We start from the raw sequence: 13,895 nt of genomic DNA, 5'->3' as shown, positions 1-13,895 counted from the left end.
AAACCTTGAAGTGGTCTTAAAATCCGCATTAAAAGAAGTTGTAAAAGAAGTTTTTGAAGTATTAAATAAATAATTCCAGGGATGTCAGCAAATGCAACCACAAGATGGATATTAGAGATGATCAACAAGGCATCTGCTCCGCTGAAGGACATTCAAAAAGATGTCAGAGCAGCTAGAGAAGGGGTTGATCAGCTACAAGAATCTTCTAAGAAAGCGAGTGCTATTGACTACTATGCGGTCAGTCAAAGTGTTCAAGAACTCAATAATCAGCTTACAAGTATTGCCCAACCTGGTATTGACTTTCAAGATAACTTAGCCGATGTAGAAGCGATCACAGGAGTAACTGGTGAAGCTCTTGATCAATTAGGAGAGAAAGCCCGGGCATCTGCAAAGATTTATGGAGGATCAGCTTCAGACTCTTTGAATACCTACAAAACAATCCTTTCAAGATTAGGACCAGACATCGCTAGTAGCCAAGAAGCTCTGGATGGAATGGAAAAGAACGTGAGAATACTATCCAAAACTATGGATGGTGATGCAGCAGGAGCTGTGGATGCACTTACCACTTCTTTATTACAATACCGTGTAGATCTTTCAGATCCTATCAAAGCGCAACAAACGATGAATGAAATGATGAATGTCATGGCTGCTGGAGCAAAAGAAGGGGCTGCTGAAGTACCAGATATCAGCGCAGCGATTAAAGTCGCAGGGGTTGAAGCTTCAAAGTCCAATGTGAGTTTTGTTGAAACCAATGCCGCAATTCAAGAATTAGCCAAAGGGGGGAAAGTCGGAGCAGAAGCAGGAACCGCTCTTCGTAATGTCCTGGGGAAAATGTCTGGAGAGGATATCATTCCAGAAAAAGCTGTAGCGAAATTAAAGAGCTACGGAGTGAATATGGATATCGTTTCTGACACGACATTACCGTTTACAGCTCGACTTCGTGAGCTTGGCAAAGCACAAGCAGATTCAACTGTCCTTGCCCAGGTATTCGGAGTTGAAAATGCAGCAGCAGCAAATATTCTTCTTCGAAGTGTTGATGCTCAGGATGAGCTACAACAAAAAATCACAGGAACCAACACAGCTTATGAGCAAGCAGAAGTCAAAATGGCAACTTATTCTGAACGCATGTCAAGATGGAAAGCTCAGCTGAATGATATTGGTATCTCTTTTTTTAATGCGACTCAAAATGTACTACCTTTTATAACAGCTGCTGGAACAGGAGCTCAAACCTTTGCTAATTGGAAAGCGGTAACTGAAGGCTTTTCAAGCGTATTCAATCTAAAATGGATTCGTGGACTAATCAAAGGAAGAGCTGCTACTCAGGCGTTAGCAGCAACCAATGGAGTTGGAGCTGCTTCTTCTGTAGTTATGGCGGCATCAGCATCTGCTGTGGGGACTGCCAGCGCTGCGGCTACAGGTCCCACCTTTGGACTTACAGCTGCAATTAAATCGGTAAGCTTGGCAATTAAATCTATCCCTGTAATTGGCTGGATCTTAGCCATCATAGGAGCATTGATAGCTCTGTTTCAATATATGTGGAAGAATTTCGGTTGGTTTAGAGGTCATATCTATGGAACATGGAATGTTGTCAAATTGGTCTTTAGTAAAATTTGGGAGTTCATAAGACCTATTGTTATGGGAATTTGGAATCTAATCAAAACCTACTTCTCTTTCCTATACAAGTTTTGGAAAACAGTCTTTGTCGGAGCCTGGAATATCATCAAGAAAGTATTTACTGGAATCTGGAAAGTGATTACTACGGTGATAGGATCTGTTTGGAAATATCTAAAAAAGGCATTCGGTGTAATTGCAGGATTATTTAAAAAGGTCTTTGGAGGGATTTACAATTTCTTCGCTGGTGTCTTTGATCGGATTTATAAAAAAGTATTTGGAATTATTGATGCCATTGTCGGAGCTATTAAGAAAGCTTGGAAATGGCTAAAAGGTTTTTTTGGAGAAGCAACCGAAGCTTACAAAGAAGGTATGGAAAAGGGTCAGCAGGAAGTTGCTGATCGCAAGAATAAAAAGAAGAAAGAAGAAACGGGTGACCTGAATAATTTAATCAAGGATGATGGTTCAGGGTTAGGGTTGAACTTAGCAAACCTTTCAGGTGGATCTAAAGGTAATGGATTTTCAGGGTCTGGTAAGAAGTTAGAGATCTCTGGAGGATCAGGAAAAGGGAACAAAACCATCACACAAAACTTGGAAGTCAAAAACTATTTCAACGTTTCATCAAATACAAATTTACAGGATATCGCTGATCAAGTGGTAGGATTAATAAATGATCGTCTTCGAGATGGTCTTATAGCTGCTGGATAATGTCAAAAACGAATTACAACTTACAAGAATTATTCCGTGTTGCCTTTGGTAAGACAGATCCAGTCTATACAACTGATTCAGTTAGTAGTGATCAGAAAAAAAATATTGCCTTTACAGGAGTAACAGTACAACCAAAGCAAAAGGCAGAAAGGATGAGTTGGCTTGGAACTCCAATTCTATTTCCAGTTTTATTCAAGGGAGGTACTTATCAAGAATACTTACCTAATGGACAGATCACCGAAGTAGTCATGTCTGATTTCTATTTGCCGGCAGCAACATTGGTAGATTTTAGAAGAGAAAAGAACATCACAGAAACTCCAGTATTAGGAGATGATGGAACGGTAAAAGAGATCTTTGGATTTGGTGATTGGAAAATCAGAATTAAAGGTCTGTGTTTAGATGAACCTGGCAGTTCAGCTCTTGATCAAATTACCGAGATCCTGACTTGGGAAAACTTGATTGGTAGTATTCAGATTAGCGGAGAGCTTTTCTCAAAGAAGGACATTGGAAGTATTGTTATCAAGAGTATCGAAGTACCACAGGTCCAAGGAAAACCAGGAGTTATTCCTTTTACCATTAATGCAATCAGTGATAAAATAATTGAACTATTAGCCTAATGAGCACTTATATAATGACTTGCAGAATCACATTCTTTGGTAATCAGACCAGAGATGATATCGTCTTGCGTTTTGTTGAGAGTGTTCGTATTGAAAGTAGCTGGAAGCTTCTTACTGATAGTGCCACCATTACATTGCCCCGAAGAGTTTTGAAACGAGTATTTGATAAAGATAAGATAAGAGATGTCTTTAGACGTGGAGATAGGGTAACGATCGAGCTTGGGTATTATGATTCCAGTGATAATAAGAATCAAGGGCTTAAAACCGAATTCGAGGGATATATCACACATGTATCAGCCGACATTCCTATCAAAATAAAATGCGAGGATGAAATGTGGAGACTCAAACAAGTTCCTGTAAACTACAGCAAAGCCAACGTGACCTTAAAAGAGCTGCTGAAGGATATTTTACCAGGTTATCAGATTGATGCGAATGAGGGTGAGCTTTTAGGATCTGTTCGGTTTTCTGAAACAACGGCAAGTCAAGTCCTGGAAAAACTAAAACAGGACAAGAATATATACAGCTATTTTAAAGGATCCACTTTGGTAAGTGGTAAGATCTACTCTGATGATTCAAATGTAGAATCTCATTATTTCAATCTAGAGAGAAATGCAGTGAGCAATAATCTCCAGTACCGAAGAGCTGAAGATGTCAAGGTACAGTTTATCGTGAGATCTTTTGTTAGAGGAAAAAAATCGGAATTCAAAATAGGTGAGCAAGGAGGTGATGTTTACAAGCTTAATTATGTAGGTCCTAGTTACGCTGAGCTTGACAAACTCAAAGAGAAAGCACGTGAAGATTACAATAGAGTAAAGTCTGATGGTTTGGAAGGGAATTTTGTAGCCTTCGGAACTCCATCAGTAAGACATGGTGAAAAAGTAGAGCTGGATAGTACTCTCTATTTAGATCGTGTTGGAATGTACTATGTCGAAGGGGTCAACAAAAGTTTTGATAGATCAGGATATCGTCAAATGATCAAATTAGACCGTAAGGTAAGTTAACGATGAAAAACGGAAGCAACATACAAGAATTTGGAATACTCTTAAATAAGGCGATCGCTAGTCAAGTTAAGGTACAGACACATTGGTGTAAAGTACTCAAGGTTGATTGGGAAGAAAAGCTCATGGATGTTGAGGGGATTGCTGATGAACTTCCTTTTTACAATGTACAACTTGGACAAGGCAGTTTTTACCGCAAACCGAAAATTGATAGCATCTGCCTTATTGGGATTATTTCTGGAGAAGAAGGATCTACTTTTTTGATCGATGCTACCCAATTTGAAGAAGCAATATGGATTAGTGGGGAAAGCACGATGACTATCCAGGAAGAAGGATTCATTTTTAAGCAATCCGACGAGAGCTTGAGAAATGTCTTGGGTGATTTCATGTCTCAGTTTGGTAAACTGTGTGATGAGCTAAATAAGGTTGTTGTATCGATTGGAACGACACCGAACATCCCAGTAATTGAAGGAATAAAAAATCAGGTTGAAACGCAAATTAAAGACCGTTTAAATAACATTTTAATTGGATAAAGATGGAAGGACTAGATAAAGACCAGCTAGAGAGTGATCTTATAACAGTATTTAGTAACCCGCAAAATATTAGCAATGTAAATACTGTATGCCAAGCATTGGCAGATGTTATTCATAATTACGTCAAAGCAGGAAATGTTGTCGGTACTTGTCCTTCATCTGGAGGACCGCTTACAGATGGAAAACTAATATAGAATGAGTGATCATAAAGACATAATGCTAGATGAAACCGATGATTTAATGATCAGCGGTGGAGATTTTTTTGTTGGAGAGAGTCTTACTCAGGAAACAGGAATTATCCTAAGACTCAATCAAGGAGATCTAAAGAGTGATCCTATCCTTGGTCCTAACCTGATCCAATTGGAACATGGAGTGGAAAGTGAATCGGATTTTGTGGAAAGAGTTCGGATTCATTTAAAAAGGGATAACAAAAATTATAATGCTGTGAAAAGCCGTATCAATATGAATTTCAAAAAACAGTAATATGGAGGAATTGCTATTAGAACATTTAGGAGAGCTTCTGACAGGTGTTGTAGCACTTTTACTCGGATGGTTTGGGAAGGAAAAAGTAAGCAAGAAAAAACAGAATGTAGATCTCACTGCTCAAATTCAAGGAGTCTATAGGGAAATGATTGCTGACACTGAAGCGAAATTAGAGGAGCAAGATAGAGAGATCAAAGCTTTGAAAGCAAAGCAGCTCGAGATCGATGAAAGTTGGAAGAAGAAAATTGCAGCTGTAGAGAAAAAGTGGCAAGGAAGATACAATAGGTTAAAGAATGAATTTGATCAGTACAAAAAGAATCATCAATGAGTATTATAACAATACATAGTCAAAATCTTTTGGATATATCTACACAGGAATCCGGATCCATTGAAGCTGTGTTTGATCATGCGTTATTAAACGACCTGAGCATCACAGATCAGTTAGAGGTGGGATCTTCATTAGAAGCTGCTCAAAGTGAACATGCGAACTCGGATATCACAGCTTACTACAAACAAAGAATAATTAAACCTGCTACTGGTGCTGTTGTAACTGAACGTATTTCAGAGGGTGCTGGCATAGGGTCTATGGAAATTGAGGGAATAACAAACGTATTTAAAGTCGGATAAAATGAAAAAAGCTTTATACATAGTAAAATCATATTTTGAGACGGGAGATGTACCTACTCAACAGCAATTTGAAGATACATGGGATAGTTTTCATCATAAAGATGATGGGTTCTTAGTAACTGACAAAACTATACATCCTAATGGGGATGTGACTTTTACATTTAGTGATGGTAGCAATCTAACTATTGATAAATTCATTGAGGATGCAACAAAACCCATTGAATACATTGATGGATTACTGGCTCAACTTACATCGATTAATAATGCTTTGACAAACAAAGTAGATAAAGAAGCAGGTAAAGGGCTTTCTGATACAAATTACTCTCAGGTAGAAAAAGATAAATTAGCAGGACTTGAGAATTATGTTCCCCCAGTATCAAAACCAATTAGTTTTATTGATGGTCTTCAGGATCTATTGAATCAAATCCAGCAGGATATCACCTTAAAAGTTGATAAAGTCGATGGTAAAGGATTATCTTCAAATGATTATACTGATCAAGAGAAAGCAGATCTTTCCTTAAACACATCTGCGAGAGTTTCAAATGCTGAGAGAATCAAATGGAACAATCATTTATCTGAGTGGGTTCAAAATGAAGTTTTGAAGACAGAGATGGATATGATAATTCGTGTTTGGAATGGGTCTATTTGGAAGTTTATTGGCGATTTTACTAATGGTGAATTCATTACTACTGATGTTGAAACTGAAATCTCACAAGATAAATGGATGGAAGTCATCTCTACTTTTCCTGCTGTAGAATTTGCTACTATCAACCCAAAGTCTATTGCTCCTAACACTCAGAAATGGTTTCAGATAGATGGTTCGAATATTAAAAACGGAACTACCTTACATCCTAACAAAAACATTACTGTTTTGAATTACATCTATGAAAGCGCAAATAGAATGCTTGTAGAATTACAATCTACTGTTACAGAAGAAAATGATATTGAGATCGATATTGATAATGGAAAAAGAACTCGTTTGATCTCTGACTTTGCTGTAACACAAGGAGAAGTTTTGATACCAGGTGTAGTGGGGTCAGAATGGCTAAACACCCATAGCCAGTTGATTTACACTATAGGGGGGTGGGAAGCTCAGGTAACTGGAAGTAAATATGTAGGTCGTTTTGGAGAGATTCCAACAGCTAGTGATTTTGAATTTAAGTTTAGAATCAATTCAAATGTTATTGATCCCAACATGTATTTTGGTTTTAAAACAGATCCGAATGACTTCACGGTAAATAGTAATGCAGCTCTTTTTATTAGGGCTGGTGTAGATGCAGGGACTTACTATATAAGGCATGGAAATACAACTCCTATTCATACAGATATTGCTGATCAACTTATTACAGCAAAAAGAATCATGCAAGGAGCATCTACTTGTATCGTTGAATTCTATAGAGGTCTCGAGCTCGTTTACACTACTCCAATTATAAATGTGAACGGGTCTTGGTACCCATACTTTTATACTTATACCAATGGTAAAATGACAGAAATTGAATTAAAAATTGTTTAAAAATGTTTGTATTTATAGAAAAAAACCCATGGTTATCAGGTAAGACAGATGATGAGATAATGTCTTTAGACTATAGATTTTTTATAGGAATGAAGTCTGCCATAAAGTTCTATGACAATGTTACCGGTGCAAAAACTCACCAAGATTATCTATATGAAGATAAGTCTGGAAAACTTCATTTGGTTATCAGGCAATTTTACGAAGATGTTGTTGATCATGATGGTGCTTTAGTTGACTATAAGACAAAGACGTTTTGGTATAAGACAATAGGAGATCATCTAATAAAGCAAGAAACATTAAAATTAAGTTCTGATAAGCTCTATGATCTACAAATTAGCAGAAGAAATAGAGTGAAGCAATATCTTTTAAAAGAAGCTGAAACAGCTGCTAATCCTATGATACATCCAATATTCACATTATTGTTTAATTGGTTAGAAGCAGATTTATCTACTTGGATCAATACAGGTGATGCAAGCTTCTTGCATGATAAATTAGACAATGCGCCATCGACTGATGATCAAAAAGTGATCTCAATATTTGGGACAAATCAAGGAGTTCCCAAAAGTATAGTTGATCTTTTGAATTTACCTACGGAAACTAACAACAATGTGATTGGTTACTTAAAATACTATATAAAATGATGAAAAAGGATAAGTATTTTACAGGCTTTTCAAAACAAGAGTTAAACAAAGGGTTAACATCATTAAGAGATGAGTTATTGAATAATGATGCTCCTGATTGGCTCTATGACCTTTTAGATAAAGCAATTACTTCTTTTAAAGCTAACGAATTCAGCTATGATGGAGCCACATTTGTACCAGAAAGAAGTAAAGAGACAATCTTTGAAGTAGCTGCTTTTATTCATGACTACTTAAATTCAAAAGGAATTGTGAGTTATAAAGCGGATTCACTCATGTTTAGAATCATGAGATTACTGAACTATAACAGAAAGCATTTTATCTACAGATGGTTGTTTACTCGACTTACCTTTCTCAATATTATAAGACATAAAATCAAAGGTACTTACAAAGGAAAATTTGCAATAGAATTATATTAACAATGGCACGATCACTCAACGATATACAACAAAGCATCCTTGATAAGAAGGATCAGACTTCTGAACTTTCATCTTTGGAGGTATTAACCACAGTAGAGAAAAGCTCATTGAACAATCTTACCAGCTCGTCCAAAGTAGCAATTTGGAGACTTTGGGTATTTATAATCTCCTTTGCAATTTGGAGCTTGGAAAAACTAATGGACATCTATAAGTTAGAAGTAGATCAGTTAATTGCTCAAAATGAAATCCACAACTTTTTGTGGTACAAAAAGAAAGCTTTAGAGTTTCAGTATGGCTATGACCTAATTCCAGAAACTGATAAGTACGATAACGAAGGGTTAGATATCTCAGAAATTGAAGCAAGTAAGATTATCAAGCATGTGGCTGTAATTCGAAAAATAGTCAATGGTAAAGGATATTTAGAGTTGAAGCTGGCAAAGCAATCTGGTGATCAATTTGTTCCCCTAGAGCAATCGGAATTGCAAGCTTTTGAAAATTATATGTTTTTAGTAGCTGATGCTGGAACCTATATAGAATACATCTCCCTTCCACATGATGATTTGAGATTAGAGTTAGATGTTTATTATAATCCTTTGATTTTATGGCAAGATGGGGCTAGAAAAGATGGAACTGATAACACTCCAGTAACCAAAGCTATTAACGAATTTCTGTATAATCTTGAATTCAATGGTGAATTGGTTTTAACAAAACTTACAGATCATTTACAAAGTGTTGAAGGAGTTGAGATCCCTAAAATTAAATCAGCAGCATACAAATTTGGTGGTTTTGATTATACAGATATTGAAGAGACATACATTGCTCGAGCTGGATATATGCGATTGGACGAAGCTAATACAACAATAAACTATATCGCTCGTGAACTTTAATAAGATTTATATAATAGATTTTAGGATTCTTATCACTTGGCTATTACCCACTTTTTTAAGAGGTGTAATTCATATTGAATGGCTCGACACATTATGCAATCCTATCAAAGAGGTTTATGAAAGTTTTCTAAAATACCGATCTAGAGTAAACTATAAGCTTAGTCACAACTCTCAGGTTTGCTACCTACAAGCAGCTTTAAACGATACATTTGATGCTCAGCAAAGAAGAATTAGAATTCGAAATGGAATCTTTCTACAGGCTTTATATGTCTATACAGATCAAGAACAGCGACCTGTTTATTTAGGGTCTGAGTTTATCTATACCGATGAGGATCTGATCAGTGGAAGCTCTGATTTTGTTTTAAGAATCCCATCGGAATTAAAACCAATTGGAGCAATTGCTTTAGAAGGTTTGGAAAATGACATCAAAGCACTTACAAACGAATACAAATTAGCATCTAAAACATACAATATACAATGGATAGAATAGAGTTTTACAGTGGCGGTTTTCCAGTTACTACATCAACATTTGATTTTCTTCAGAATGCTCATGCAAATGCTATTAGTGCTCTGACTAAGCTTGGAGGTAATACTTTCATTTTAACGGGTGTTCAAAAAGTTGATGCATTAGTTACACAGGGAGCAATCGTTTACAATGGAGAATATCTGCCTTTTCAGGCAGGACCTTATGATGATACAGTAGGAATTTATGAAACTGTTCAGGATGTTGCTTACAACGAAGATACAGATAATGACGGTAATTTAGACAATAAGAGAGCGTATGTTCAACGATATGCAAAGTGCGGTACTGATGGATTAGAATCCTTTTCTTTTAACGATTTAAAGAGCTTTACACCGCTTACAGAGATCTCTATGCCAATTGGGCTAATTTCTATGTGGAGCGGAGTTGATATTCCTCAAGGATGGGCATTATGTGATGGAACTAATGGGACACCAAATCTTACAAATCGATTTATTGTAGGTTCTGGAGATGAATACAATATTGGAGACATGGGAGGATCTAAAGAAGTAGCGATCACCATTGCACAACTCCCACCTCATAATCATGATGGTACTACCCAAAATGGAGGTATTCACAAACATACCGGAACAACTTATGCAGCTGGTAGTCACAGTCACTCAGTTCCAGCCGAAAGTAATCTTCCTGGTACATCTACTCATTTTTCTATCCAAGGAAATGACAGAGCTAGACAGCAAGGAACTGCGGCTGGCAGTCATACGCACACACTAAATATGGATGATGCTGGTGATCACAATCATGATTTTACAACAAATAATAAAGGAAATGGGGAAGCACATGAAAATAGACCTCCTTACTATGCACTTGCTTTTATAATGTTTAAAGGGTTATAAAAGCCCCCGACTTTGCAGGCTGCAATTTCTCACGTCTCAGCCTAACAACTAAGGTGCACACACACCACGACGAGGGCAGTAAATGTCCTAATCAATGTTTGGTGTGTGTGCACCTATTTTACGTGAGAAATACAAATATAAATGAAAACACCGATTAGTTACTACGGCGGAAAACAAAACTTAGTCTCCACTATTCTGCCGTTGATTCCTACTCATGAACTCTATACAGAGACGTTTGTAGGTGGTGGTGCCATTTTCTGGGCAAAAAAACCTAGTAATGTAGAAGTGATCAATGATGTAAATCGAGAAATGATTAATTTTTACGAATGCGTTCAAAATGAGTTCGTAGAGCTTGAGAAAATGATACGAATAAGTTTGCACAGTAGATCTTTACATCGAGATGCAAGTGTAGTGTATAACAACCCTCATATGTTTACAAGAATACAACGAGCTTGGGCTGTTTGGGTATTAGCTTCACAAAGCTTTAGTAGTATGCTAGATGGATCTTTTGGTTATGACCGTAAGAAAGGAACTACATCCAAAAAAGTAACAAATAAGAGAAATGATTTTACAATATCCTATGCTGAGAGAATTCAGAACGTTCAAATTGAATGTACAGATGCTCTAAGGATCATAAGATCCAGAGACTACAAAGATGCCTTTCATTACGTAGATCCTCCATACTTCAATAGTGACTGTGGTCATTATGACGGATATACTGTAGAAGACTTTGAAATGCTTTTGAAGACATTATCTGAGGTTGAGGGAAAGTTCTTACTATCGAGCTATCCGAGTGATATACTTACGTCCTACACGAAGCAAAATGGATGGAATACCAAAAATATGGAACAGACCGTAACAGTGGCTAATAACAATTCTAAGCCCAATAAGAAGAAGATTGAAGTATTTACAGCCAATTATAACCTAAGCAACCCTAAAGATGATTTAATTCTCTTTTAAACAGCGTTTAAATTGGGATTAATTGGGGCGGAGGATTCGAACTCTCCGTTACGCCATTACCTCGTACATAGTCCGTCATTCGTACTCGACTTTGCATTACTGCTTTCAGGCATTTCCAACTAGACGGCTTCCCTGCCATGCCCCAATTAGATGTAAATGTATGAATTTAAGCCCTATAAACAAAGCTGTGTTTTAGAGGTACATTTCGTTTTGACTTTCGGTGCATTTCGATTTGCCGATTATATTTGGCTAGTGTTTATAAGGGGTAGAGCAAAAAAAAACGAACCGAAGTCCGTTTTAATTTTTTTTAACATCCATTGCCCCATTGTTCTGGATCTCCATTTACAGGACACGGATCTGAACAAGATTGTGTAATAAAAATAGGGAAAGGACTTCCGGCTGGAACGTACACACATGAGCAACAATCGTTAAAAGGAAAGTCTCCTCCATTGATGTTTTTTTGTTCATTTTTACTCAATACAGTACCGAGGGTAGAAACCTTTTTCTTCATAATAAGTTATTTTTTAAGTTAATGAGGTCTCAATTTACCGAGAAATACAAAGGCTGTCAATCCCCAGAATGGGTGAAATTTTTATCCCTAAAAACAGGGGGGAGCTTTAGTTTATATTTTTAAAAAGGGCTATACCAATGCAAAACAAATAGCATATATTTACATCTCAAGATGTAGCAAAATGAAAATAACTTCCAAAAAAATTAACACCTTTATGTTCTTTAAACTTCCGCTGGCTTGGTGGGGAGGAGTAAGAGTAAAAAGTATAACTGAAACATCTTGTATTGTAAAAATCAAACATCGTTGGATAAACCAAAACCCATTTAGATCCATGTTTTGGGCCGCTCAAGGAATGGCTGCAGAAATGTCTACTGGTGCCTTGGTAACCAAAGCTATTTCAGAATCAGGAAAAAAAGTTTCTATGTTGGTGCTACAGCAAAAAGGAGTTTTTACTAAAAAAGCAACAGGGAGAGTTCGTTTCGAATGTCACGATGGAGGACTTGTAAAGGAAGCCATAGAAAAGTCTGCTGCTACCGGAGAAGGGCAAGTGATTATCATGAAATCTGTAGGTTATAATACCGAAGGAGTCTCTGTATCTAACTTTGAATTTGAGTGGACACTCAAAGTGAAATAACATATATTTTACAAAAGTTTTTCCCTTTCAAGCGTATTTTTTCCGCCTTAACTACTTCTATTTTCAATTATTATATGAACTGATTTTCTTTACAGTGTCATTTGATTCCATGATGAATCTATACTGATTTTTCTTGGTTGGAAATGGTTGTTTAAAAAAGAAGATGAAACAGTATTGCCGTTTCCCTTTAACGGCATACTGTTTTAACCAAACAGATTAAAATTGTCAGCATATGTTTATAAGAAACTACAAAGTAAAAGGAGAAGATGTAAATGATTTTATGGTAATGCAGAACTTTGCCTACCTGTCATATTCTTCTAAACTTATTGAAGTTTACTTATTTGAAAAAGGTTTTCCGAGATTAAAACTAAACTCGTTGAAAATTGGATGGCAAAAAAGCAATGATCAATTAATCAATCACAAGCATTTGATGTTTACAGAGCCTTTTTCAGCTCACTTGCATTTTGATAGAATGTTGGAAAGTGAAGAGAAGATCAAAGTATATATAGACTTTTATAGCAAAGACCAGGAGCTTTGTGCTACTCTTGAAACAGAGCTGCATTGGTTTGACTACAATACATGGAAATTTATTACACCTCCTAAGAATTTAGCTCAACATTTCCTTAAGCAAGATCAATTAAGGAGAGCAGTTTAATTTGCTGGCTCTTCTTTTTTGATCTTCTCAATAAACTCAGCTAATTTTTTACCGTAAAGAGAAGTTTTTACCTTATCTGACAAAGAGTTGTTAATTGTATCTAAGTATTTTACGTTAGCATCTACCAAGTCGGTTAAAGCTATATAGGCAGAAGCTTCATCGTCTGGATGATTCATGGCAAAGTTGATAGAAAACAAATATCTCTTCTTTACATATTCTTCAGAAAGCTTTCTAAGAGAATCTGATTTTTTGACGTCGTTTTCCTTTTGAGCTTTGAAGTTTTCTTGAAAAAGATCCAATTGTTTTCCTTGAAACTTAGTGGTCATCTTTTTGTAATCCTCATATACTTTTTGATTCTTTGATCCTTCTATAAGTGGAGAAAATCCAAAATTCTTAAGGTTATCATTAATGGTGATGGTTCCTTGTTCTCCAAAGAACATGATTCTTTTCTCTGTTGTATTTCCGTCGAAGGTTAAGTAGTACATTACCGGAGAATCTACATTGTCTGATAATAGGAACTGATCTTTCCCGAGCAAAGCAATAGAGTCAACAGAAACCAATAAGGTGTCTTTCATTTTTTGCAAGTACAAGGTTCCTTTTTTCAGACCTTTGATCTGACCTTGTACAATCATGTTTCCTTGTTTTTTTTCCTTAGAACATGCTGCTAAGGCAACTAACAAACACAAAACGAATACTTTCTTCATCATCTTTAAACTTTAGGCTGCAA

Annotated in this window: 19 protein-coding genes; 17 read left to right on the top strand and 2 right to left on the bottom strand. The window is 36.4% G+C overall.

All coding sequences use genetic code 11. The features are described from left to right. Positions 1–81: 81 nt before the first annotated feature. The 15 genes from ACFSRZ_RS01760 (at position 82) to ACFSRZ_RS01690 (ending at position 11,368) form a co-directional block, all read left to right on the top strand. The gene (locus ACFSRZ_RS01760; protein ID WP_379664799.1) at positions 82–2,319 is read left to right on the top strand and encodes a phage tail tape measure protein; all 2,238 of its coding nucleotides are present in this window, start codon (positions 82–84) and stop codon (positions 2,317–2,319) included. Then, positions 2,319–2,936, top strand: coding sequence for a DUF6046 domain-containing protein (locus ACFSRZ_RS01755; protein WP_379664798.1), 618 nt, complete (start codon positions 2,319–2,321; stop codon positions 2,934–2,936). Before ACFSRZ_RS01760 ends, ACFSRZ_RS01755 begins: the two co-directional genes overlap by 1 nt. Further along, complete coding sequence (locus ACFSRZ_RS01750) at positions 2,936–3,937, top strand: hypothetical protein (protein WP_379664797.1); 1,002 nt, start codon at positions 2,936–2,938, stop codon at positions 3,935–3,937. Before ACFSRZ_RS01755 ends, ACFSRZ_RS01750 begins: the two co-directional genes overlap by 1 nt. 2 nt (positions 3,938–3,939) lie before the next feature. Beyond that, complete coding sequence (locus ACFSRZ_RS01745) at positions 3,940–4,467, top strand: hypothetical protein (RefSeq protein WP_379664796.1); 528 nt, start codon at positions 3,940–3,942, stop codon at positions 4,465–4,467. Between the two features lie 2 nt (positions 4,468–4,469). Further along, entirely contained in the window at positions 4,470–4,661 is a 192-nt protein-coding gene (locus ACFSRZ_RS01740; RefSeq protein ID WP_379664795.1) for a hypothetical protein, read from the top strand. Between the two features lies 1 nt (position 4,662). After that, positions 4,663–4,950 carry a hypothetical protein gene (locus tag ACFSRZ_RS01735; RefSeq protein WP_379664794.1) on the top strand — a complete coding sequence of 96 codons (288 nt, stop codon included), beginning with the start codon at positions 4,663–4,665 and terminating at the stop codon, positions 4,948–4,950. Between the two features lies 1 nt (position 4,951). Further along, positions 4,952–5,278 (top strand): hypothetical protein, encoded by a 327-nt coding sequence (locus ACFSRZ_RS01730; RefSeq protein ID WP_379664793.1) that lies wholly within the window; start codon positions 4,952–4,954, stop codon positions 5,276–5,278. Further along, positions 5,275–5,577 carry a hypothetical protein gene (locus tag ACFSRZ_RS01725; RefSeq protein WP_379664792.1) on the top strand — a complete coding sequence of 101 codons (303 nt, stop codon included), beginning with the start codon at positions 5,275–5,277 and terminating at the stop codon, positions 5,575–5,577. Before ACFSRZ_RS01730 ends, ACFSRZ_RS01725 begins: the two co-directional genes overlap by 4 nt. A 1-nt stretch (position 5,578) precedes the next feature. Then, positions 5,579–7,090, top strand: coding sequence for a hypothetical protein (locus ACFSRZ_RS01720; protein ID WP_379664791.1), 1,512 nt, complete (start codon positions 5,579–5,581; stop codon positions 7,088–7,090). An 89-nt stretch (positions 7,091–7,179) separates the two neighbouring features. Then, the gene (locus tag ACFSRZ_RS01715) at positions 7,180–7,731 is read left to right on the top strand and encodes a hypothetical protein (RefSeq protein WP_379664790.1); all 552 of its coding nucleotides are present in this window, start codon (positions 7,180–7,182) and stop codon (positions 7,729–7,731) included. Next, on the top strand, positions 7,728–8,147 hold the full coding sequence (locus tag ACFSRZ_RS01710) for a hypothetical protein (RefSeq protein WP_379664789.1): 420 nt from the start codon (positions 7,728–7,730) through the stop codon (positions 8,145–8,147). The genes ACFSRZ_RS01715 and ACFSRZ_RS01710 overlap by 4 nt, the downstream gene beginning before the upstream one ends. A gap of 2 nt (positions 8,148–8,149) precedes the next feature. Next, entirely contained in the window at positions 8,150–9,034 is an 885-nt protein-coding gene (locus ACFSRZ_RS01705; protein WP_379664788.1) for a hypothetical protein, read from the top strand. Further along, positions 9,024–9,524 (top strand): hypothetical protein, encoded by a 501-nt coding sequence (locus ACFSRZ_RS01700; RefSeq protein ID WP_379664787.1) that lies wholly within the window; start codon positions 9,024–9,026, stop codon positions 9,522–9,524. The genes ACFSRZ_RS01705 and ACFSRZ_RS01700 overlap by 11 nt, the downstream gene beginning before the upstream one ends. After that, positions 9,512–10,408: a hypothetical protein gene (locus ACFSRZ_RS01695; protein ID WP_379664786.1), complete on the top strand. Its 897-nt coding sequence runs from the start codon at positions 9,512–9,514 to the stop codon at positions 10,406–10,408. The genes ACFSRZ_RS01700 and ACFSRZ_RS01695 overlap by 13 nt, the downstream gene beginning before the upstream one ends. Before the next feature lie 141 nt (positions 10,409–10,549). Next, complete coding sequence (locus ACFSRZ_RS01690; protein WP_379664785.1) at positions 10,550–11,368, top strand: DNA adenine methylase; 819 nt, start codon at positions 10,550–10,552, stop codon at positions 11,366–11,368. Between the two features lie 307 nt (positions 11,369–11,675). On the opposite strand, the gene ACFSRZ_RS01685 is transcribed toward ACFSRZ_RS01690, so the two are convergent. Next, entirely contained in the window at positions 11,676–11,879 is a 204-nt protein-coding gene (locus ACFSRZ_RS01685) for a hypothetical protein (protein ID WP_379664784.1), read from the bottom strand. A 181-nt stretch (positions 11,880–12,060) separates the two neighbouring features. On the opposite strand from ACFSRZ_RS01685, the gene ACFSRZ_RS01680 reads away from it, so the two are divergent. After that, a complete protein-coding gene (locus ACFSRZ_RS01680; protein ID WP_379664783.1) occupies positions 12,061–12,513 on the top strand; it encodes a DUF4442 domain-containing protein in 453 nt (150 codons plus the stop codon). 232 nt (positions 12,514–12,745) lie between these two features. Then, positions 12,746–13,168, top strand: a complete 423-nt coding sequence (locus ACFSRZ_RS01675; protein ID WP_379664782.1) for a thioesterase family protein — start codon at positions 12,746–12,748, stop codon at positions 13,166–13,168. On the opposite strand, the gene ACFSRZ_RS01670 is transcribed toward ACFSRZ_RS01675, so the two are convergent. Further along, a complete protein-coding gene (locus ACFSRZ_RS01670) occupies positions 13,165–13,872 on the bottom strand; it encodes a DUF4369 domain-containing protein (protein ID WP_379664781.1) in 708 nt (235 codons plus the stop codon). The genes ACFSRZ_RS01675 and ACFSRZ_RS01670 overlap by 4 nt on opposite strands. Between the last annotated feature and the right edge of the window lie 23 nt (positions 13,873–13,895).

The sequence above is a fragment of the Pseudotenacibaculum haliotis genome, from assembly GCF_042684245.1.
Lineage (GTDB): Bacteria > Bacteroidota > Bacteroidia > Flavobacteriales > Flavobacteriaceae > Polaribacter > Polaribacter haliotis_A.
This window is presented reverse-complemented; position numbering and strand designations above follow the sequence as displayed.